Genomic DNA, 21,958 nt, shown 5'->3' on the forward strand with positions numbered 1-21,958 from the left:
GAGGCGTCCGCCTCCGTCCCCTCATCACGTCACAGGCGGCGATTGCGGCCGCGGCCGTAGAACAGGCTGATCAGGAACAGCACCAGGAAGACGAAGAACAGGATCTTGCCGATCTCGGCAGCGCCCGCGGCAATGCCGCCGAAGCCGAACACGCCGGCGATCAGGGCGATGACCAGGAAGATCAGCGTCCAGCGAAGAAGATCCATTGTTGTCGCTCCTGTTGTCGCGGGCGGAACCGCATACCGGCGATTGAGACCGAGAGCGTAACGTCCGCACTGTGCGTCGGATGCCCGGCGGGGCGTCAGAAATAATGCAAGGTGACGGTGAGGGCGTGGTCGCCCGGCCCGAGCGTGACGGCGCTGTCGGCGAAGGAGGGTGGGCCGAAGCGCAGGCTCGGATCGCGCGAGAAGCCGGTGCCGTCGCGCGGGACGCCGAGAAAGGACCGGCGCAGATGGCCGGCATCGGTAGAATCCTGATAGGCGGCGACGGCGTATGTGCCGGGCTGCACCGGGATGCGGGCCACCACCTTCCCGGCGGCGGAGGGGATCACGGCGTGGAACCGGCAGGACTCGCCGAGGAATTCCGCCTTGGTGCAGACGCCGATCCGCACATGGCCGAGCGCGTCGCGCACGTTGTCGACCGTCACGGTGAGGGTGTCGGCCCTGGCGGCGGCAGCGGCCGTCAGCAGGGCGGGAAGGGCGATCAGCCCGAAACAAAAGCGGTTCATGCGCCGCCTCCGGTCAGCTCTGGTAGGTGCGGCCGCGCCATTCCGTGGGCCGTCCGGCGCGGGCCGCGAACAAGGCGGTCCATTGCCGCCACAGCAGAAGAAGCACGCCGGCCGGCTGCGACGCCACGCCGCGCACGTCCTGCCTGAATCGCGCGGCGAGCAGGGCGCGGAGCCCCAGGCTGGCGAGCATGGCGGCGATGGCGGGCCGGGTGCGTGTGCGACCTGACAGGCACAGCAGGAACGGAAGCACGTGACCACCGAACAGCAGCGCGGTCCAGACCGGAAGGGCGGCGGGCGTGGCCATGCCCTCGGTGGCGTTCTTGCCGAGGCCGGACCAGAGCGTCGGCCAATCCTGATACATGCGGCATTCGGCCAGATCGGTGGCGTCGAACAGGCCGGTCGGGAAGGCGGCGCGTCGGAAGGCGCGCGGCAGGGTCAGCCCGTCATGCTTGGACGCGCGGATCGCGTCGTGCCCGCCCATGGCGCGATAAAGCGATCGCCGGGCGACGAAGAGCTGGCCGCAGCCGGCGGCGAAGCCGGGCCGGCGCTGGTCGCGATCGAGCCAGATCGGCCTGTAGCCAAGCAGCAGCAGATGGATCAGCGGCAGCAGCAGCCATTCTCCGGGCCGGATCGTGGTCTGGTGCGGCACCCCGCTGGCGAGGCCGAGCGACGTGTCGGCCTGCATGAATCCGGCGAGGCGGGACAGCGCGTCCGGAGCAAGACGCACATCGGCGTCCACGAACACCATCAGCTCGTGCGAGGCGCGTTCGGCCAGCCGGGCGCAGGCGTGCTGCTTGCCGGACCAGCCGGGCGGCAGAACGCCTGCGCCGGTGATGACGGACAGGCGCGGGTCGTCGATCCCGGCCAGGATGGCGGCGGTGCGGTCGGTGGAGCCGTCATCCAGCACGAGCAGCTCGATTTCGACGTCGCGATTGGCGAGCACGGCGCGCACGGCGGCGGCGATGTTGGCTTCCTCGTCGCGCGCGGGGATCAGCACCGAGACGGCCGGGCGGCCGTAAACGGGTTCGGGGCGTCGCAGCAGGCGCAGATTGGCGGCGGCGATGCCGAGCGGGAGGCTGGCGAGGCCGAGGGCGGCCCATCCTGCGACGCGTTTCATGGGTGTTCTCCGGTCCGGTGTCGGCCGCCATGGGACGGATCGAAGCGCCGTCCCGCGCCGAGCGTGCGCAGCCTGCGCCATTGGTCGTAGATCCAGCCCGCGCCGGCCGTGCCGTCGTTCAGCGTGGTGAACAAGGCGGGGTCGCGCCGGACGGCGTCGGTCGCCAGGGCGTCCATGGTGTCGGCCAGGGCGCGTTCCAGCCTCGGCGCCCACTCTGCCGCGCGGCCGCCTTGCGCGGCGTCGATCGGGGTGCCGAGACGCAGCAATGCCTCGGGGCGGCTCTCGTTCCAGAACACGTATTCCATCGCCAGCGGCACCAGCAGCGCTTCCGGGGTCGAGGCGGCGAGATGGGCGATGCCGGGCCGGAGCCGGACCGGGCGGCGACGCGGATCGGTGAAATCGCCCTCTGCGGTGATCCACATCATCGCCCGTCCGCCGGGGCCGCTTGCCTCGCCCAGCACGCGGCGTGCGACCAGCAGGAAGCGGCGCGCGCCTGCGGCGCTGTGTTTGTCGATGCCGAAAATGCCGAGTTTGCGGAAGAAGCCGTAGCGGCCGAGCGCTTCCTCGTCCATCGGTCCGAAGCCCGGGCGCCCGGGAAAGCAGCGATCGGCCAGCAGCATGAAGGCGGCCGGGTCCCACCAGGAGGGGTGGTTGGAGAAGATCACCACCGGACGGTCAGCGGGGAGGGTGGCCGGGTCGATGCCGGACAAACGGACGGCGTGGAAATGACGGCCGAAGCGCCAGCGCAGGTAGAAGCCGAACAGCCGGAACAGCCGGTTCGAGCGTTGCGCGATCGGGTCGGGTGGGAGGGGCGGCATCTAGAGGCTAGTCTTCTTTTTCTGAAGAAAAAGAAGCAAAAAGACTCTTATCCGTTCTGGTTCTCGAACCGGCGATGTTCTCGGCACCAAACGGCTAAAAGTTTTTTGGTTCTTTTTTGCAAAAAAGAACAAGCCTTCTTCCAGTCGCATCGTCTACGCGCTGAGCCGCTCCGGCGCGTTGCTTTTGGCGTCCTGATCGAGACTGTCTGCGGCGATCCAGCCGGACATCATCACCATCGGCATGCCCGGGCCGGGATGGGCGGCGCCGCCGGCGAGATAAAGGTTCTTGAGGTCGCGCGAGCGGTTGCCCGGCTTGAATGCGCCCATCACCGAGCCGTGGCTGGCGAGACCGTAGATGGCGCCGTCGAGCACGTTGTAGCGCTCGTTAATGTCGACCGGGGTGAGCACGCGTTCCGTGCGGATGCGCGATTCCAGATCGGCCATGCCGGCGGTGCGCGCGAGCTTGTCGAAGATCACCTTGCGGTAGGCGGGCAGCATCGCGGTCCAGTCGTGATGCGGACGCAGATAGGGCGTGTGCACCAGGATATAGAGTGCCTCGCCGCCGGGCGGGGCGACGCCGGGTTCGGTGCGCGCCGGTGCGGCGATGTAGCAGGTCGGATCGGGTGCCGGCTCGCCGCGACGGTAGATGGCGTCGAACTCTTCTTCCGGGTCGCGGGAGAACACGAAATCATGGTGCTGGAGATGGTCGTAGGCCTTGTCGAGGCCGAGATAGAGCACGACGCCGGAACAGGCCGGTTCGCGTTTCCAGCGCTTGGAGAAGCTTCGTTCCGCGGCCCCCCCGACCAGCTCGCGATAGGTGCGGACGCTGTCCATGTTGGAGACGACGCGCGACAGGCGCACGAACTCGCCGGTGTCGGTTTCCACGCCACAGGCTTTTCCGTTCTCCTGCAGAACGCGTCGCACGCCGCATCCGGTGCGGTATTCGACGCCGAGACGCTCGCCGAGCGCCACCAGCGCTTCCGGCACCGCGCGCGTGCCGCCGATCGGGTACCACACGCCTTCCTGCGTCTGCATATGGGCGATGCCGCACAGGACGGCGGGCGCGAGATACGGCGAGGAGCCGACATATTGCACGAAATGATCAAGCATCTGCGACACGCGCTCGTCCGGGACGTGTCTGCGGATCTGTTTGGCGACCGAAGACCCCATGCGCAGGCTGAGGATGTCGCGCATGGTGGCGAGGTTCATGCCCGCCTTCAGATCCATGGTGTCGCCGATATCCTCGACGGATTTCCAGAAGAAGAACTTGTCGCTGATGCGATGCAGGTTCTCGCTCTGGCGGATGAAATCGAGATAGCCCTGCTCGGTGTTGCCTTCTTCGGCGCCGGAGAAGCCGCGCAGGCGCAGCGCCATCGCCGCGACGTCCTGATCCAGGTCGAGCACGGTGCCGTCCTCGAAGAAGCAGCGCCATTGCGGATCGATTCTGCGCAGATCGAGATGATCGGCCATGCGCTCGCCGGCTTCGGCGAAGATGCGTTCCAGCACGGACGGCACGGTGAGGATGGTGGGGCCCATGTCGAAGCGGAAACCGTCCGCTTCGTGCAGCGCGGCCTTGCCGCCGAGCCAGTCGTTCTTCTCGAACAGCACCACCTTGTGCCCGCGCGCGGCGAGCGTGCAGGCGGCGGCGAGACCGCCCAGGCCGGACCCGATGACGCCGACAGGTTCGGTCATGCGATGCCTTTCTCGAGAACGGTTTCGTCGAGCCCGGTCCTGGGCGCGCCATCGGTGCCGGCGAACGGCATGGTGGTCTCGACCGGCTTCAGGCCGAGATCCCCGGCCAGCAGACGCGAACTGATGCGTGCGCCTTCGAAGATCACCGGAAGGCCGCTGCCCGGATGGGTGCCGCCGCCGACCAGATACAGACGCTCCGCGTCCTCGAACCGGTTATGCGGGCGCAGATTGAGCATCTGGCCGATATTGTGGGCGAGGTTGAACACTGCGCCGCGATGGACGTCGAGTTCCTCGTCCCAGGCAGGTGGCGTCATGATCTTTTCGAACACGATGCGGTCGCGGATATCGGGCACGCCGGCGCGCGCGAGACGATCGAGCACCAGATCGCGATAGCGCGGCGCCTCGACGCTCCAGTCCGGGCCGCCTTCGCGTTCGTGACCGACCGGCACCAGGACATAGAGCGTGGAGTGATCGGGCGGCGCCAGGGCCGGGTCGGTGACGCAGGCGTTCTGGATGTAGAAGCACGGATCGGCGGGCGGCTTTTCGCCGCTTTCCACCTCGCGCAGCGTTTGCGCGTAATCCTCGGCCAGATAGATGGTGTGGTGGGCGAGACCGTCGATCCGGCCCTTGATGCCAAGATACAGCATGAAGGTGGAGCAGGAGAGTTTGGTTTTGGCGATCTTGCGATCGTTCCAGCGTTTGCGGTTCTTTTTCGGAACCAGATCGGTCATGGCCGACAGGAAATCGGCGTTCATCACCACCGCATCGGCCTTGGTGACGCCGGCATCGGTGCGTACGCCGACCGCGCGCTTGTTCTCGAACAGCACCTCGCGCACGGGTTCGCCGGTGCGGAATTTGGCACCCATCTGACGCGCGGCATCGGCCATCGCCCGCATCACTGCGCCATGACCGCCGCGGGGATGGAAGATGCCGAACTCGTATTCCATGAACGCGAGGATCGTGAACAGGCTCGGGCAGCGATACGGCGACATGCCCAGATATTTGCTCTGGAACGAGAAGCCGAGACGCACGCGCGGGTCCTTGAACCAGCGCTTGAGATCGTCGTCCACGGAGGAGAACGGGCGCAGCAGGCGCAGCGCCTTCAGCACGTCCGGTTTCAGAAGATCGGCGGCGCTGTTGAACGGGTTTTCCAGCACGGGCCGGAACGCGGCCAGCTTCCTCCGGCTATCGGCCAGGAAGGCCGGGATCATCGCCGCGTCATCAGGTGACAAACGCGCCACGCTTTCCTGCAGACGGGGAATGTCGCTGCTGGCGGTGATGCGGCCGTGGCCCTCGAACAGAATGTCGTAATGTGTATCGAGCCTGATCAGCTCGACCGAATCTTCGAGCCTGCGCCCGCATTGCGCGAAGATGTCGGACAGGACGCGCGGATACAGGAAGAAGGTGGGGCCGATATCGAAGTGGAACCGGCCTTGCGGCGTGTTGCCTTCCAGCGTTGCGGAGCGTCCGCCCACCGCATCATGGCGCTCGAACACGGTGACGTCCGCACCGGCATGGCTCAGCAGCATCGCGGCGGCGAGACCGCCCGGACCTGCTCCAACAATCGAAACGGGGCGCGTCATGAGGGTTCGATCCTACACGAACGACCCTGTCGCGCCAGTCTCGTTATTCCGGATTTCCGCAGCTTTTGTCGCGTCATCCTGGGTTGTGCGCAGGCGTGATATGTGCCGGTTGCGCGACGGCCGCCGGGCGCCGTGCTTGCTTCCGGCCGTCCTGCCGCGCATCTGTGGGCAAAGGGGGCAGCGCATGACGGATTTCCGCTCGATCTACCGGCACGGCTTCGTGCGTGTGGCGGCGTGTACCCTGCCCGTGTCCCTGGCCGATCCGCTCCGCAACGCCGAGGCGACGGCCGCCCTCGCCTCCAGGGCCGCCGGCGAGGGCGCGGTTCTGGCGGTGTTTCCCGAGCTGGGTTTGTCCGGCTACGCGATCGACGATCTGCGCCAGCAGGATGCGCTGCTGGATGCGGTGGAGGCGGCGATCGCGTCGCTCGCGGAGCGAACGGCGGAACTCGGCATCCTGATCCTGGCCGGAGCGCCGGTGCGGCATGCGGACGCGCTGTTCAATGCGGCGGTGGCGATCCAGCGCGGCCGCATTCTGGGCGTGGTGCCGAAATCGTTCCTGCCGGGCTATCGCGAGTTCTACGAACCGCGCCAGTTCGCGCCCGGTGTCGGGCGTGCCGGCGAGCGGATCCGTCTTGCCGGAACCGATGTGCCGTTCGGCACCGATCTGTTGTTCGAGGCCGAGGATGTGACGGGTCTGACGGTGGGGGTGGAGATTTGCGAGGATCTCTGGGTGCCGCTGCCGCCGTCGACGCGCCTGGCTCTGGCTGGCGCCAGCGTGATCGCCAATCTGTCCGCATCCAACATCACGGTGGGCAAGGCGGAAACGCGTCGTCTGCTGGTGCAGGCGCAGTCGGCGCGGACGGTGAGCGCCTATCTCTATGCGGCGGCCGGGGAGGGCGAGAGCACCAACGACGTCGCCTGGGACGGGCAGGTGGCGGTGTTCGAGGCGGGTGCTCCTTTGGGCGAGAGCGAACGGTTTCCGGCCGGGCCGCAGGCGCTTCTGGTGGATGTGGATCTGGATCTGCTGCGCCAGGAGCGGGCGCGCATGACCAGCTTCGACGCCAATCGCGTGTCGGAGGGCGGTATCGGGACGTGGCGCAGGATCGGTTTCCGCGCCGCGCCGCCTGCGGGCGATATCGGTTTCCGCCGGCCTCTGGAACGCTTCCCGTTCGTGCCGTCGGATTCGGCGCGTCTCGAGCAGGATTGTTTCGAGAGCTACAACATCCAGGTTTCGGCGCTGATGCAGCGCATGCGGGCGATCGGCTGCAAGCGTCTGATGATCGGCGTGTCGGGCGGGCTCGATTCCACCCAGGCGCTGATCGTGGCTGCGCGTGCCGTGGATCGTCTCGGGCTCGGGCGGGATGCGATTCTGGCCTACACCATGCCGGGTTTCGGCACCGGTTCGGAAACGCTGAGCAATGCTCTGGCGCTGATGGAGGCGCTGGGGGTTCGCGGCGAGACGCTGGATATCCGTCCCTCCGCGCGGCTGATGCTCGAGGCGATGCGCCATCCGTTCGCCGACGGTGAGCCGCTCTATGACGTGACGTTCGAAAACGTGCAGGCGGGGCTGCGGACGGATTTCCTGTTCCGCCTCGCCAACCAGCATGACGGCATCGTCGTCGGCACCGGCGATCTGAGCGAATTGGGGCTCGGCTGGTGCACCTACGGCGTGGGTGACCAGATGTCGCACTACAACGTCAATGCCGGTCTGCCGAAGACGTTGATCCAACATCTGATCCGCTGGGTGATGGGGGCGGGTTGGTTCGCAGCACCCGTGCCGGACACGTTGGCGCGTATCCTCGCGACGGAGATTTCGCCCGAGCTTGTGCCGGCGAGCGCGGATCAGCCGATCCAGAGCACGGAATCCAAGATCGGCCCGTACGCGCTGCAGGATTTCACGCTGTTCTACACGCTGCGTTACGGGTTCCGGCCGTCCAAGGTGGCGTTTCTGGCCGAACGGGCCTGGAGCGATGCCGGGCGTGGCGGCTGGCCGCCCGGATTTCCCGCCGACAAGCGGCCGGAATACGACTTGGCTGAGATCAAGCGCTGGATGCGTGTGTTTCTGCGCCGGTTCTTCGGGTTTTCGCAGTTCAAGCGCACGGCGGCGCCGAACGGGCCCAAGGTGTCGAGCGGTGGATCGCTGTCGCCGCGCGGCGATTGGCGCGCGCCGTCGGATGGCAGCGCGCGTGTCTGGTTGGACGAGCTGGAGGCCAACGTGCCGGATGTCTGAGGTTGTCGTGCGGTGGCGGGGTTAGTGAAGCACTTCTTTTCCTGAAGAAAAAGAAGCAAAAAGACTTTTGTTTGTTGAGATCTGAGCGTTGGAAAGGTCCGTCAACCAACGAACAAAAGTTCTTTGGTTCTTTCTTTCAAGAAAGAACACTCTCAAGCCATCGCGCAGTATCTTCCAAGCCGTCTTCCCAGGCCATCTCCGGCTGCCACCCCGTGGAATGGCGCAGACGGGTCGCATCCAGGATGTTGACCGGCACATCGGCGCTGCGGCCCGGGTGATAAACGATCTCCGGCGTGCGGCCGAGAATGCGCGCTGCGTCTCGGATCACGCTGTTGACGTCCCGGCCGATCCCGCTGCCGACGTTGCAAAGCCGCGTTTCGGGGTCGGGCGAAAACGACACGGCGAGGATCGCCGCGACCACGTCGTCGATATGGATGTAGTCGCGTATGGTGGAGCCGTCGCCCCAGATATGGATCGGTGCGTTCCGCCTCAGCTTGTGCAGAACGGCGGCGACCAGGCCCTGGCCGCGTTCCGGCTGCTGGAACGGTCCGTAGGCGTTGCCGATGCGCAGGATCCGATGATCGAGCCCGTACTGATGCCGAAACAGGCGGAGATACTGTTCCACGGCGAGCTTGCCGATTCCGTAAGCGGAGATCGGATCGGTCGGCGCGTCTTCCCGGATCGGCATCGAGCCGGACGGTCCGTAGACGGTTCCGCCGGACGAGGCGAACACGATGCGTTCGACGCCTTGCCGGCGGCAGGCTTCGAGCAGGCGGATGCGAGGCGGCACACCGTCGGCGACGATCCGGGCCGGATCGCGCTCGGATTGGCCCGGCAGGCCGGCGGCGATCAGGTCGAACAGATGGGTGTGGCCTGCGACCAGGGCATCCGGATCGCTTAGGGTGGCGATGTCGCCTTGTCTCCAGGGCAGGTCGGGCAGCACCGCCGGCGGTGACGGTGCCCGGCCGAAACCGGAGGCATCGATTCCGCTTGTCTGAAGAGCCAGGCACAGGTTGGTGCCGATGAATCCGCCTGCGCCCAGCACGAGGCAGCGTGGCGTCCGACCGTTCACCGTGCGGCCGGTCGTTCCAGCCGCTTCCGGGCGGCGCGCATGCGCAGACGCAGCCAGGGATGCCGCTTTTCCACGAAGGCGACCATGGTGCGCTTGTTGTCGGATTGCTCGGTGATGGCGTTGACCATCGAGCTGGCATGGACGCGGTAGAAGCCGAGTTCTTCCGGCACCGGCACGCCGTGCAGCCCGAGTTCGACCAGACGGCACCAGAGCGAGAAATCCTCCCAGCCCATGGCGTCGCGCCGGACGTAGTAGCCGCCAGCGGCCGCCCAGGCCCATTTGGCGATCAGGGCCATGGCGTCGATGTAGTTGCCGGAGGCGAGGCGCGCAGGCTGGAAATCGTCCGCCCCCATGACGAGATCGGCGCCGCCGAACTGGCGGATGCGAGGATAGGCGAAGGCGGCTAGGGCGTCGGTCTCGACCGCACGCAGCAGGGCCTCGCAGGCGTTCGGGGCGAGGTGGTTGTCGGAATCCAGTACCATGATCCAGGGCGTTTCCGCCTGATCGAACACCAGATTGCGTGCGCCGCCGAGACCGGCATTGGTGCGTGTGCGGAGGATGCGCAGGCGGTTGAAGCGCGTGCGGTTGCGTTCGGCCCAGTCCAGCAGGAGCGGGACCGAACCGTCGCGCGAGCCGTCATCGACCACCACGAGATCGATGTGTTCCAGAGACTGTTTCGAGACCGATTCGAGCGTTTCCGGTAGGTAGGTCTCGTAGTTATACGAGGTCATGCCGATGGTGACCTGCGCCTCGCCGAGCCGGTCGAACGAGAACAGAAGCTCTCCGTCGGGGATTTCCGGCAGACCCGCGGGCGGATAATCGCCGCGCCGTAGGGCGAGATCGGCCGCGCGGGCGGCCGTCACGCCGCCGTCGAGCTGTGCCAGCAGGAGCGCCCAGAGTTCGGCCTGACGCCTGGGGCCGAACCGCCACAGCACGTCGTTGCGGGCATTACGGGCGACGCTGTGGCGCAGGGAGGGGTCGTCCACCAGGCGCAGCAGGGTGTCGGTCCAGGCGGCGTCGTCCGGGGGGAGGAAGCCGGTCACGCCGTCGCTGACGGCGCGTCGGAACGGTGCGGTCGGGCTGGCGACGAGGCAGACGCCAGCAAGGGCTGACTCGAAATATTTGAGCTCGCTCTTGGCCTCGCAGAACGGGTTGTCGCGCTCCAGCGGGCAGAGAGAGATGTCGAACCGGGCCAGCTCGCCGGGGAGATCGGCCAGCGGCACCATGTCGCGCCATTCGATCTGCTCGGCGAAGGACAGCAATTCGGGGAACTCGTCGACCAGAACGAGGCCTTCGCCGCTGCGGCCGTCCCGGAACAAGGTGAGGCGCGCCTGCGGGCGGTCGGCGAGCACGGCGGCCAGGGCGGGGACGATGGTGGCGAAGTCGCGCTGATGGGTGCGCGTGCCGCCGGCATAGCCGAGGCGCACCAGCCCGTCCTCGCTGCGCTCGCCGCGCAGCCGCGCGGCCCGGCGCGACGCGCGCCCGACCTCGGCGTCGAAGCTGTTCGGGATGACCTGCACCATCGGGTGCTGCAGCCCGGCGGCCGTGGCCAGCTCTCGCGTGGTGGCGATGCAGAGATCGCTGTTGGTCAGCGTGCGCTGCATGGACTGGAAATAGGAGCGGCTTTCCGCCTCGGTGACGAAGGCGGTGCGGATGCCGTCGATGATCTCCGCCACCGCGAGGGAGGGCTGGAAGATCAGGTCGTCGATGTCAAAGGCGACGCGGGTGCGGGCGGTGGCGGCCAGATCGAGCATGGTCTGCACGTGGCCGCTATGCCCGGCGCGCCACAGCACCAGAAGGTCGGCGGCGGCGAGATTGTCCGGATTGACCCCGGCGATGTCGACGCACTCCGCCTCGTAGCCGGCCGCGCGGCAGGCGGCGGCGTTGCGGAGAGTGCGATAGGTGGCGCCGGGCGTGCCGGGTTCGCCGGCCACGAACAGGATGCGGCGGATCGGCCGCCAGCCGTTCGGTCCCGGCGCGGGGGCGATCGCGGGTTCCGCCGCCACGGTGTCCGGGCCATGTTCGGGCAAGACGATCCCGGCGGGAGCGGGCGGCTCGTCGCCGGTCCGGTCCGGGGCGGGAGCGGTCTCGGTCGGAGGGTCCGGATACAAGGGGAGGTCGGCGGCAGGCGGCGGTTCTGGCGCCGGAAGGATGGCGGGGGAGACGCGCAGACGCGCCCGGACGGAGCGCAACGGACGCGTCAGCCGCCATGAGACGGAGTTCTGCAATGCCTGCAGACGGCGTTCGGCCGCTTCCAGGGCCTGCCTGAGCGTCGCCGAGGTCGCGTGGGCTTCGCCCAAGGCCTGGGCGGCGATCAGCCGCTGCTCTTGTTGTTCGGCCAGGAACGCCGCGCGCTGTGCTTGTTGTTCCGCGCCGGCGGCCTGACGAACGGCGTCGAGCTTCGCCTGGACCGAGGCGAAACCGGCCTCCAGGCGGGCTTCGGTGTCGTTCCACTCCTGACGATGCCGGAGATCCTGCGCGTCCAGGCGCGTGGAGGCGTCCAGCAGATCGCGCTCGAGGCGATAGCGGTCGGCCTTGGTCGAGGCGAGCTCGTCGCGGAGTCGGTCATGGGCGGCCGACAAGGCCTGGAGCGTGCCGCGCAGCTCGGCCTGGATCGCCCGTTCCTGCTCGTCCGACCGGATTCGCGCGACGGACTCCTCCGACCGGCGTGCCTCGAGGCGCCAGCGCTCGCCGAGATGGGCGAAACGATCGCGCAGACGCGTTGCGTCCCGGGAGTCCGCCCTCCCGTCGAGCAGCGGCGCCAGCATCGCCGGCACGGTTTCGCCGCCTGCCAGAACGGCCAGGCCGGGTTCCTGGTCCAGAACGAAGGCCGGTCGGTCCCGGAGCCAGTCGATCCAGGCGGCATCCGGCCCGGCGGCATCCCGGAACAGCCCATGGATCGCCAGGACCGCATCGGGTTGCAGCTTAAGAAGCCAGGGCGCCAGCGTGTCCGGACGGTCCTGCCGGCCCACGCTCATGATCAGCAGGGCGATCGACCGGTCGGGGATGGTAGACAGGTCGGACGGATCCGGGATCGCCGCCAGCCGCGAGAAGGCGCTGTAACGGCTGTCGTGCCGGGCTGCCAGATCGGGCGACGGTTCCGCCGCCCGGTCGAACAGCAACCGGCAGCGCGTCGGCAGATCCAGCCGTCCGACGGTTTCGCAACAGGCCAGATAGGCCGGAAACGCTTCGGCCCCCAAAGCCACCAGACTGGACGGATGTCGGGCGGCGACGAGCCAGCACAGGAACGGAATCTGTCCTGCCCAGTCAGTGTGAGCGGCGTCGTGAGGCAGGCGGACGAACGCGCCATCCAGCGCGGGATGCAGCAAGGCCGCCACCGCGGAGGAAGGGTCGGGCACGGACAGAGATCCTGGGGCGGTCTGCATGGAGCGGAATGGGTGACCCGGCGCGCCCGACTCGTCAATGGCGGCAGCGGGAGGCGCCGACGCTCAATATTCATCATTCTCTAACGATTTTGTGTGTCTTTACCTGTCGCGGATCATCGGGAACTCGATAGTTCCCAACTGTTCCGGTTCACATTCGGCGGAGCGAAGAGATATTGGAGCAGAATTGGGACGAATGCCGAAAATAGGATTCGATCCGAGGGGATTTTTGGTTGCAGTGCGGCATAATCGTCGGTAGTTTCCGCAGTGCACGCATCGGTCGTGGCGTCCGCTCCATCGGGGCACGCCGGCATCGCAGGAGAGTTCGACATGGCAGGTGGTATCGTTACGGTCGTCGGTTCAGGCGGCTATCACACAATTCCGGTTACGGTGAACGGCTCCCAGGCCTTCACTCTCGCGAAGGCCTATGCCGCCGCCGTGGACGCGGCGTCCGCGTCCGGCAGCTATTTCATGGCGGCCGTGGACCAGAGCTCGACCGCTCCGGTTCCGCCGACGGGTTCCTCGGTGAACGAGCTGGTCGCGACCTCGGGCGGCATCTTCACCTATGCCTCCGGTTATGACCACTTCATTACCGACACCGTTCAGCGCGTGCTGATCGACGCCACGGCGGCGACCAGCGGCCAGACTCTGTCGACCCTCGTCGGCACCGGCGGCGCGACCTACCTCGCGGGTGCGGAAAGCGGCACCTTCATCGCGGGCGGCGGCAACAACCTCTTCATCAATTCCGGCGCCGGCGCCTACACGGTCGCCACCAGCGACGGCAACGACACGATCTTCTCCGGCAACGGCAACAGCTCGATCGACGCCGGTCTCGGCAACAACCTGATCGTGCTCGGCAACGGCGCGGACACCGTCAACTCCGAAGGTACGGATCGTATCTTCCTGGGTTCGGGCTCCGACACGCTGAACATGTTCGGTTCGAACTCCACGGTCTATGGCGGCACCGGCACCTCCTACATCGAGGGCATCGGCGGTTCGCACAACACCTTCACGCTGAACGGCGTCTCCACCGTCTTCGCCGGCGCGAACGACACCATCAACGCGTCCGCCGCGACCACCGTGTTCGGTGCCAGCAACGGTCCGACCACCGTGTCCGAGTTCGGCAGCAGCACGCTGACCTTCATCGGCGGCGCCGCGGCGAGCGCGACCGTCAATGCCGGCATGGGCGTTGCCACGGTGTTCGGCTCCAACGGCTCCAACATCACCTTCACGGGCGGCAACGCCAACACGCACTCCGTGCTGGTCGCCGGTTCGGGCAACGAGACCCTCAACGGTTCGGGCAGCACGGTCGGTTTCGCCGGCTTCATCTCGAACGTGTCGTCGGTCGTCGGTGCGGGTGGCATCAACAGCATCGCTGGCGGCACGGGCGCCGACACGCTGGTGGCCGGTCTCGGCCAGCAGACGCTGACCGGTGGTTCGGGCGCGGGCAACCTGTTCGTCATCGCCGCCAACGGCACGGCGCACGGGTCGGGTGCGGCTCCGAGCATCACCATCAGCGATTTCGGCAGCGCGTCCGGCAACCTGGTGGGTCTGTTCGGTTACGGCTCGAACGAAGTGGCGAACGCCCTGTCGACGGCCAAGACCGTCGGCGGCAACACCACCATCACCCTCGCCGACAACAGCACCGTCACCTTCACCAACGTGACGAACCTCGACCCCTCGAAGTTCATCGGCGGCTAAACCGCCGAACTCTTCGAACTTCTTCGGCAGGTTTGCCGACGACCACGTGCAGAAAACCGGGCCTTTTGGCCCGGTTTTTTTTGGACCAACGCTCATCGACGGTTAATGGAGCGGTATGGACCCGACCTTCCCCACGCATGAACATGTCCCTGCCTCGCCGGACAGCGACGATCCCGCTATTCTGGCGCGGGAGCTGGAGCGAACGCGTCTCCTGCTGGAAGGCGCCTTGGCAAGCCTGCGCTTGCAGGGCATGCGTGGCGATGGTCTGCAGGCCGGTCTGGACGATGCCCGCAACCGGCTCGGCCAGTTGCAGCATTCCGTGTCATGGCGTCTGACCACGCCGCTTCGTTATGCCCGGGCCCTGGCCGCCGGACGTCTGCCCACCGGGCATAGCTTTCCTCAGGCGGCACGGCGGCTGCGCGAGATCGCCGAGGAAGAAGGCGCGATCGGGCTGCTGCGCCGCGGCGGCCGACTGGTGCCGACGATTTCCGGCAGCGGCACCGTCCGGCGCAAACTGTCGCAGCACCGCTCTCTGTCTGGCACGACCGCGACGGGCGAAACCGCGGACACGCCCGATGCCTATGCCGCGCCGATCCGTGCGGGGGGGCTGGCGATCCTCGAACCGACGGTGCTGATCGTCGCCGAACTCAGCATTCCGCAATGTGCCAAATATCGTGTCTGGCAGAAGAAGGAGATGCTGGAGTCGCTCGGCTGGCGCTGCCAGGTCATCAGCTGGCGCGAGCTGGATCACGTGTCGACGGCGATGCAGCTTTGCACCCACCTCATCTTTTATCGCGTGCCGGCGGAGAAGCCGGTTCTGGCGATGATCGACGATGCGAGGCGGCTCGGACTCGATCCGATCTGGGAAGTCGACGACCTGATCTTCGACGAGCCGCTTTATCGTCAGAACAGCAACCTCAAGACCTTGGACAAGCCCCTCCGCGAACAGGTTCTGGCCGGGGTGCGTCTTTATCGCGCCGCCATGCTGGCCTGCGGACGGGCGATCGCGTCGACCGGCACGCTGGCGCAGACCATGCGCGATGCCGGCGTGGCCCAGGTGCAGGTCGTGGAGAACGCGCTCGACCGGGAAACCCTGGAGATCGCCGCCGGTCTGCGCGACACGCGCCGACCCCTGCCAGGGTTCACCACCATCGTCTACGGCTCCGGCACCAAGACCCACGATGCCGATTTCCGCTGCGCCGCTCCGGCGATCCTGCGTTTGTTGCGCCGCCATCCTGCGCTGCGTCTGCGCATCGTCGGCGAACTGACGATCCCGGAGTCGTTCGAGTCAGTCGAAGGCCAGATCGAGACCATTCCCGGCACCGATTATCGCAACTACCTACGGCTTCTGTCCGAAGCGGACATCGCCATCGCGCCGCTCGAGCCGACGTTGTTCAACGATGCCAAGAGCAACATCAAGTTCCAGGAAGCGGCGATCCTCGGCATGCCGAGCGTCTGCTCGCCCTGCCGCAGCTTCACCGAGATCGTGCGGCACGACCAAAACGGCATGCTGGCGAATGACGCGGCCGGTTGGGAACGCGCCCTGGAGGCGTTGATCCTCGATCCCGACCTTCGCGCGCGGCTCGGGACACAGGCGCTGGACGACGTGCTGGATCGTTATGCACCCGATCGAATCGCGGAAACGCAGGTCTCGGCCTTGTTCGGTCTGCCGTCCGCGCGTGTGGCGGCGCCACTGCGGATCCTGTCGGCGAACATCTTCTTCGCGCCGCAGAGTTTCGGAGGCGCCACCATCGTGGCGCAGGAGTTGGCGAGCCGGCTGAACGCCACGGAGGGTGTGGATCTCTGCGTCTTCACGTCGCGCCCGCAGATCCCGGATCGCGTCAACGGTCTGCTGCGCTACGATTGGGCGGGCATCCCCGTCTTCGCCACCAGCCTGTCTTCCGCCGGCGACCAGGTGGTGCAGCTCGACAATCCGTCCATCACCCATGTGTTCGGGCAGGTTCTGGATGCGCTGCGTCCGGACGTCGTGCACGCCCATTCGATTCAGGGCTTCGGCGCGTCCATCATGCGGCTGTGCCAGGAGCGCGGCATTCCCACCGTGATCACGCTGCACGACCCGTGGTGGTTGTGCGACCGGCATTTCATGGTGCGCGGCGATCGCCGTTATTGTTTCCAGACCACGATCGATCTGAAGGTCTGCCAGAACTGTCTACCGCATGCGCGCCATCTGGAGGATCGCATGCGCATCATGATGGGCGTTCTGCGGAACACGACCCTGTTGCTGTCGCCCAGCGAAACCCATCGCCAGCTTTATCTCGCGAACGGACTTTCTCCCGATCGGGTCAAGGTCAATCGCAACGGCATCCGTATGCCCGAAATGCCGCGATCGCATCGCCAGCCGGGCCGGACGCTGCGGTTCGGCTATGTCGGCGGCAACGAGGCGATCAAGGGGTTCCACCTGATCCGCAAGGCGTTCGAGGCGCTGGAGCGCGAGGACTGGGAACTGGTTCTGGTCGACAACACACTCAATCTCGGCTTCCGTTCGATCGACGTGTCGGCGTGGAAGGTGAAGGGCACGATACGCGTGGTGCCGGCCTACACGCAGGCGAGCATGGACGCGTTCTTCGACGGCATCGACGTTCTCCTGTTTCCGTCGCAATGGAAGGAGAGCTTCGGACTCACCGTGCGCGAGGCACTGGCGCGCGATGTCTGGGTGATCTGTACGGCGGGCGGCGGGCAGGCGGAAGAAGTCAGAGACGGCGTCAACGGCACGCTCATCGCCCTCGACGGCCGCCATGACGAATTGCAGGCGGCGGTCACGGCGCTTCTGGACGATCCAGACCGGATCTCTGCCTTCCGCAATCCGTTCTCCGGCACATTGGCGACCTATGACAGCCAGTATCGGGAATTGCTCGGCATGATCCGTCAGGTGGTCAGCGGAGAAGGTTCAGTGCCGCTTCCGGCTGATCGCAGCTGATCGCCGCGTAGAGCGCGCGCATGATCGTGGTCTGCCGCCGGTGCGGCAGGCCGGGTCTGCATGCCAGCGCCTCCTCCACCATCGCGACGTCCAGCGGGCCTGTGCCGAGCAGACTGCGCCAGCGATCCGCCCAGCCGATCCTGGCCGGATTGTCCCGCAGCAGATCGGCTTTCAGGAACGGCACCGCGCCCGACCGCACCACCGACAGATAGTCCAGATGCATCGGATTGCCGGGCACCAGCCTGCGCAGTCTTCGGTTCGGCGCGCGCCATCGCGAGTCCCAGTCGAGACCTTCGGCCAGAATGGCGGCGCCGAGACCCAGTTCGCCATGCAGGACGATCTGGTCGCGCGTCATCTCGTCGAAAGGTTGTTCGAAGATCCGCCGGACCGCCGGAGACCGGAAACTTCCATTGCGGAAGAGCAGGAACCAGGATTGGAGGTGCCAGCGCCCTTCGCGCGATTCGGTCATGCCCCACACGTCGTTCGGTCGCTCTCGCATGGCGGAGAAAAGGGGCGCCAGCGGAAACACGGGGCCGAACACGCTGTCGTTGGCGAGTAGCACCTCCGCTGCGCCTTCGGTGCATCCATGTCGCACGAGAGACTGCCATGCGCCGAAGTCATGACCAATATTCGGCCGATGGTGGACGCGAACGCCGAGCGCGCCGAGCCGCTCGGCGTCGCGCGCATCGAGCCGGCCCGCACCGGACCATGCCATATGTACGGCATAACCGCTTTCCGCGAGCGCCCGAACATAGCAGTCCGTAGCAGAAAGAATGCGAACGCTGTCGCCCGATGCCGTGCGCGGATCGAAGGCCGCGAACAGGCAGACGCGGGTTTTGTCGGCGGCAGGGCTCATGCGGATCCGGCTTGATATATCAAGTTGAGGGCGGCATTCGGACGTTAAGTGAACATAAATCTAGTCGCAGTCAGCAGCTTTGCGCCTTACGGTTTCCAAATACACCTTGGCGTCGCATTGACCCAGAGCGTAGAAAGCGGAAACCGAAACGGGGTCGACGCGCGAGATGGCTCGCGAGAGCGCCCTGGTTCATCGAATGGGAGCCCATTGGTCACATGAGCAAAGCCTTCATCGCCGGCGTTATCCAGGATTCGCTCGACTGCACCGGCGTTGCCGCCAATCAGGCCGCCGCCGATCTGATCGCCGCGATTGTGCGCGAACTGAAGAAGGAAGGCGGTTTCACGCTTCCGTCGTTCGGCACCTTCACCGTTCGTAAGACCAAGGCCCGCAAGGCGCTGAACCCGCGCACCGGCGAGCCGGTGAAGGTCAAGGCTGGCAAGACCGTCCGCTTCAAGGCAAGCCCGAATCTGAAGAAGGCCGTCTAAGAAACGGCGAGGTTTTCCGCCGCCTGGGCGTTTCGTCCGGCGGTGGAAGACTCGGTCCGGTTCTTCGAGGGGATGTGGCTGGCTGGGGCGGGAGGATTCGAACCTCCGCATGGCGGAATCAAAATCCGCTGCCTTACCACTTGGCGACGCCCCATCGCGCGGTGGTCTTGATAAGGGCAGCCTTCTGTCCGGGCAAGCCCTCCCGCATGTTGCGGTTGGAGACTGAAACCGCGCCGGTTCGATCAGGATTCCTCGAATGGGTCGTCCGCCGCCGGGAGCCCGGAGCCGGTTTCGCCGTTCGCGCCCGGCAGAGCCGCGCGCTCGAACAAGGGTTTCTCCGACAGGCGTGCGAGCTGGTCGGCGCGGTCCAGCGCCTTGTCCAGCGCCGCCATCGTTGCCGACAGATCCTCGCTCTCGTCCTTGTCCCAGGCGCGCACCGTGTGCAGCCACACGCCCACCAGGCCTTGCGCGCGCAGGGCGCCCATCACGCCCGCGGTGTCGACGCCGGCAGCGGCGCCGATCCAGCGCATGCTGTCCAGCGTCGCGGCCGAGATCAGCAGGGCCAGGGCGGGATCGAACGGCAGGGCGCGCAGGACGGACTGCATGCCGCCGCGATACTGCTGCACCACGTCGATGCGTCGCATCAGCATGTCGAACAACTGCTCACGCACCGTGCCGGTGTTGCCTTCGTCGACCAGGGCCGCGCGGTCGGCCAGCAGGCCCAGGCGCAGCAGCACGTTGGCGCGGGTCGGGAAGCGCGCCCGCGCCTCGTCCAGCGGCAGCCCGGCCTGTCTGGCGGCTTCCACGATGGTGACGCGGCGCCAGCCCACCGCCTCGGCCCTGGCCATGGCGGCCCGGATCAGGGTCGAGTCGAAGTGCTGCTGGTCCATCGGATGCGGTCCTTGAATCGCGGGCTTCGGTCAGCCAACGCGAACTTTGTGGCGCAATAACGGATGCGGGCTCAACACGCGAGTTCGCGAGACCGCCTCGTTGCCGCCTCGATCGCCTTTTCGGTGGCGTCCGGCCAGTTTTCGTCGCGCATCAGCACTTCGAGCGCGGCCTGTGTGGTGCCGTTCGGGCTGGTGACGTTGCGTCGCAGGGCGGCGGCGTCCTGGTCCGGCCAGGCGGCAAGCAGGGCGCCGGAACCGGAAACGGTTTCGCGCGCCAGCGTGCGGGCGAGGGCGGGCGGCAGACCCTGGGACCGCGCCGCCTTTTCCAGGAGTTCGGCCAGCAGGAACACGTAGGCGGGGCCGCTGCCGGAAACGGCGGTGACCGCATCGAGCTGGGCTTCGTCCTCGACCCATTCCACCGTGCCGGCGGCGCGCAGCAACCGGTCGCACAGCGCCTTGTGTTCGGCGCCGGTGTCGCGGTCGGCCACGGCGACCGAGATGCCGCGCCCGATCGCCGCCGGCGTGTTGGGCATGGCGCGCACCAGACCGCCGACGTCGGGCAGGGCGTCGCGCAGGCCCGACAGCGTGCGTCCGGCCATGATGGACAGCACCACCGCTTCGCCGACGCGTCCCGACAGGGTGCGCATCGCCTCCTCGGCGACCTGCGGTTTGATCGCCAGGATCACGGCGCCGGGCCGGAATTTGGCGGGAATGTCCTCGGCACTTTTGGCGATCCGGTGCGGCGAGCCGGGCGGCAGGTCGGTGTTCGGGTCGATGATCCAGGACGGCGCCAATCCGTCCCTGTCCCAGCCGGCCAGCATGGCCTGTCCCATGCGGCCGCAGCCGACGAGCAGGAGAGGGGGGATCGGCGCCTTGGTGTCGGACACGATGTTCAGGCCTCTCCCGCACATTCCAGCATGGCGCATTCCAGCGCTTCCGCCGGGGTCTTGCCGCCCCAGAGCACGAACTGGAATGCCGGATAGAAGCGTTCGCATTCGGTGATGGCGATGTCGACCATGTCTTCCAGGCTTTCCATCGAGGCGCCCTGGGCCCCGCGCAGGAGCACGGCGTGGCGGAACAGCGGCATGCCGTCATCCAGGTCCATGCCGAAATGGCCGATCCACAAACGTTCGTTGGCCAGAGCCAGCAGTTCGAACAGGGCGCGCCGCTGTCCCGGCGGCACCTTCAGGTCGAAGGCGCAGGTGAAGTGCATCGCGCTGATCTCGTTCGACCAGGAGAAATAAAGCCCGTAATCGCACCATTTGCCCGGCGCTTCCGCCGCCATTTCGGTGTCGTTGCGACGATCGAAGGCCCATTCGTAGCCGCCGACGATCTGTTCCATCAGATCGAGCGGGTTGGCGGAGGGCTGGCTGATATGGGTGTCGACAGCAGGCATGGTGGGCTCCCCGGCGATGGAGGTCAGCCCGGACGCATGGTCCGGACCCCTTGTGTCTGCAAACCAGGTCCCACCCCAGGACCGAACCGACACGCCCGTCTCGCCACAGGTCCGTTGCGAATCAGGCGCCCCGTCTCCTGAATGTTGGACCTTTCGGGAGCGTATGGGGGTCAAACCCGCACGGCAAGGGCCGCTGCATCCGCCACGGACGGTGGAGCCTTTCCTTTCGTTACAACCCAACCACCGATCCGCCACGGGCGTTGCGTTGATGGGACGAACGTTCACGAAAGGAACGCCGACATGCCTGTCACCCGGACTGCCCTGATCGCCGCCCTGGCGCTGGCAGGAAGCATCACCGCCGCCGCGGCCCAGCCCTATGGGCCGCCGCCGCCGCCGGGTCCCGCCTACGGCGCCCCGCCTCCGCCGGCACCGCCGCCGCCCGGACCGGTCTATGGCGGACCGCCGCCTCCACCCCCGCCGGGCGCCTATTACGGGCGTCCGCCGCCGGGCTGGGTCGGACCGCACTACTACTGGCACGGCCGGCATTGGCATCATCGCCGCTGGTATCACGGCTATTGGCGCTATTACTGACCGGCAGGACATGAAAAAGGCGGGGCGCCCGGAAGCGCCCCGCCTTTCCTTTCGCCGAAGACCGGCCGTGTCAGTAGGTGGCGGGCGGCGGGGCGTCGTCGAAGCCGCCTTCCTCCCGCGGCGGCGGGCCGCCCGGGGCGCCGTCCAGGCCGTGCTGGTCGGTCGCCGCATGGGCCGATGCGCCTTCCAGCGCGCTGATGCGGGCTTCCAGCGCGGCGATGCGTGCGTCGGCATCTTCCTGCTTCTCGCGTGCATTGGCGGCGAGTTCGCTCACCGCTTCGAATTCGTCGCGACGGACCAGCGACAAACGGCTCAGCGCCTCGTCCACGCGGGCGCGGATCAGCGCGCCGAGTTCCTCGCCGATTCCGGTCAGGGCGGAGAACGCGCCGCCGGCCACGCCGGCCATGTCGTCGAAAATCCGCGAACGCTCGGCCATGATGCTTCTCCAGGGTTTGGGATCGTCCGAACTCATATGGCGT

At 67.0% G+C, this 21,958-nt stretch carries 18 protein-coding genes and 1 tRNA gene; 5 read left to right on the top strand and 14 right to left on the bottom strand.

The window, feature by feature from the left end; all coding sequences use genetic code 11:
* Positions 1-29 precede the first annotated feature (29 nt).
* The 6 genes from ACZ5BM_RS13220 to crtI all read right to left on the bottom strand — a co-directional run bounded on the left by ACZ5BM_RS13220 (position 30) and on the right by crtI (position 5,937).
* Positions 30-206, bottom strand: a complete 177-nt coding sequence (locus ACZ5BM_RS13220) for a DUF1328 family protein (protein WP_498908581.1) — start codon at positions 204-206, stop codon at positions 30-32.
* Between the two features lie 95 nt (positions 207-301).
* A complete protein-coding gene (locus ACZ5BM_RS13225; RefSeq protein WP_498908583.1) occupies positions 302-727 on the bottom strand; it encodes a DUF2141 domain-containing protein in 426 nt (141 codons plus the stop codon).
* A gap of 13 nt (positions 728-740) precedes the next feature.
* Positions 741-1,844: a glycosyltransferase family 2 protein gene (locus ACZ5BM_RS13230; RefSeq protein ID WP_498908585.1), complete on the bottom strand. Its 1,104-nt coding sequence runs from the start codon at positions 1,842-1,844 to the stop codon at positions 741-743.
* On the bottom strand, positions 1,841-2,662 hold the full coding sequence (locus tag ACZ5BM_RS13235; protein ID WP_498908587.1) for a lysophospholipid acyltransferase family protein: 822 nt from the start codon (positions 2,660-2,662) through the stop codon (positions 1,841-1,843). The genes ACZ5BM_RS13230 and ACZ5BM_RS13235 overlap by 4 nt, the downstream gene beginning before the upstream one ends.
* A gap of 153 nt (positions 2,663-2,815) precedes the next feature.
* On the bottom strand, positions 2,816-4,354 hold the full coding sequence (locus ACZ5BM_RS13240) for a phytoene desaturase family protein (RefSeq protein ID WP_498908588.1): 1,539 nt from the start codon (positions 4,352-4,354) through the stop codon (positions 2,816-2,818).
* Entirely contained in the window at positions 4,351-5,937 is a 1,587-nt protein-coding gene (gene crtI, locus ACZ5BM_RS13245) for a phytoene desaturase family protein (RefSeq protein WP_498908589.1), read from the bottom strand. Before crtI ends, ACZ5BM_RS13240 begins: the two co-directional genes overlap by 4 nt.
* Before the next feature lie 184 nt (positions 5,938-6,121).
* Between crtI and ACZ5BM_RS13250 the strand changes: the two genes are divergently transcribed.
* On the top strand, positions 6,122-8,167 hold the full coding sequence (locus tag ACZ5BM_RS13250; RefSeq protein ID WP_498908590.1) for a glutamine-dependent NAD(+) synthetase: 2,046 nt from the start codon (positions 6,122-6,124) through the stop codon (positions 8,165-8,167).
* Between the two features lie 136 nt (positions 8,168-8,303).
* Here the strand turns inward: ACZ5BM_RS13250 and ACZ5BM_RS13255 are convergent, their stop codons facing one another.
* Positions 8,304-9,239 carry a Rossmann-fold NAD(P)-binding domain-containing protein gene (locus ACZ5BM_RS13255; RefSeq protein ID WP_498908591.1) on the bottom strand — a complete coding sequence of 312 codons (936 nt, stop codon included), beginning with the start codon at positions 9,237-9,239 and terminating at the stop codon, positions 8,304-8,306.
* Entirely contained in the window at positions 9,236-12,598 is a 3,363-nt protein-coding gene (locus ACZ5BM_RS13260; protein WP_498908592.1) for a glycosyltransferase, read from the bottom strand. Before ACZ5BM_RS13260 ends, ACZ5BM_RS13255 begins: the two co-directional genes overlap by 4 nt.
* Positions 12,599-12,952: 354 nt before the next feature.
* Between ACZ5BM_RS13260 and ACZ5BM_RS13265 the strand changes: the two genes are divergently transcribed.
* Together ACZ5BM_RS13265 and ACZ5BM_RS13270 are read left to right on the top strand one after the other, a co-directional pair.
* A complete protein-coding gene (locus ACZ5BM_RS13265; RefSeq protein ID WP_498908593.1) occupies positions 12,953-14,323 on the top strand; it encodes a beta strand repeat-containing protein in 1,371 nt (456 codons plus the stop codon).
* A gap of 115 nt (positions 14,324-14,438) precedes the next feature.
* The gene (locus tag ACZ5BM_RS13270) at positions 14,439-17,261 is read left to right on the top strand and encodes a glycosyltransferase family protein (RefSeq protein WP_498908594.1); all 2,823 of its coding nucleotides are present in this window, start codon (positions 14,439-14,441) and stop codon (positions 17,259-17,261) included.
* Here the strand turns inward: ACZ5BM_RS13270 and ACZ5BM_RS13275 are convergent.
* Positions 17,218-18,117 (bottom strand): rhamnan synthesis F family protein, encoded by a 900-nt coding sequence (locus ACZ5BM_RS13275; protein ID WP_498908595.1) that lies wholly within the window; start codon positions 18,115-18,117, stop codon positions 17,218-17,220. The two genes, ACZ5BM_RS13270 and ACZ5BM_RS13275, sit on opposite strands and share 44 nt — an antisense overlap.
* Positions 18,118-18,332: 215 nt before the next feature.
* Here ACZ5BM_RS13275 and ACZ5BM_RS13280 point away from each other — a divergent pair, with 215 nt between their 5' ends.
* Positions 18,333-18,602: an HU family DNA-binding protein gene (locus tag ACZ5BM_RS13280; RefSeq protein WP_422865027.1), complete on the top strand. Its 270-nt coding sequence runs from the start codon at positions 18,333-18,335 to the stop codon at positions 18,600-18,602.
* A gap of 79 nt (positions 18,603-18,681) precedes the next feature.
* Here ACZ5BM_RS13280 and ACZ5BM_RS13285 read toward each other — a convergent pair.
* From ACZ5BM_RS13285 to ACZ5BM_RS13300, 4 genes are all read right to left on the bottom strand, one after another.
* Positions 18,682-18,756 (bottom strand) — tRNA-Gln (locus ACZ5BM_RS13285).
* Between the two features lie 88 nt (positions 18,757-18,844).
* Positions 18,845-19,492 (bottom strand): TetR family transcriptional regulator, encoded by a 648-nt coding sequence (locus tag ACZ5BM_RS13290; RefSeq protein ID WP_498908596.1) that lies wholly within the window; start codon positions 19,490-19,492, stop codon positions 18,845-18,847.
* A gap of 71 nt (positions 19,493-19,563) precedes the next feature.
* Positions 19,564-20,379 (bottom strand): pyrroline-5-carboxylate reductase, encoded by an 816-nt coding sequence (gene proC / locus ACZ5BM_RS13295; RefSeq protein ID WP_498908597.1) that lies wholly within the window; start codon positions 20,377-20,379, stop codon positions 19,564-19,566.
* A gap of 5 nt (positions 20,380-20,384) precedes the next feature.
* Complete coding sequence (locus ACZ5BM_RS13300; RefSeq protein WP_498908598.1) at positions 20,385-20,888, bottom strand: type III secretion system chaperone family protein; 504 nt, start codon at positions 20,886-20,888, stop codon at positions 20,385-20,387.
* Between the two features lie 300 nt (positions 20,889-21,188).
* On the opposite strand from ACZ5BM_RS13300, the gene ACZ5BM_RS13305 reads away from it, so the two are divergent.
* Positions 21,189-21,479 carry a hypothetical protein gene (locus ACZ5BM_RS13305; RefSeq protein ID WP_498908599.1) on the top strand — a complete coding sequence of 97 codons (291 nt, stop codon included), beginning with the start codon at positions 21,189-21,191 and terminating at the stop codon, positions 21,477-21,479.
* A gap of 70 nt (positions 21,480-21,549) precedes the next feature.
* On the opposite strand, the gene ACZ5BM_RS13310 is transcribed toward ACZ5BM_RS13305, so the two are convergent.
* The gene (locus ACZ5BM_RS13310; RefSeq protein ID WP_498908600.1) at positions 21,550-21,915 is read right to left on the bottom strand and encodes an accessory factor UbiK family protein; all 366 of its coding nucleotides are present in this window, start codon (positions 21,913-21,915) and stop codon (positions 21,550-21,552) included.
* Between the last annotated feature and the right edge of the window lie 43 nt (positions 21,916-21,958).

It is taken from the genome of Lichenicola sp. GTC18331 (assembly GCF_055386855.1).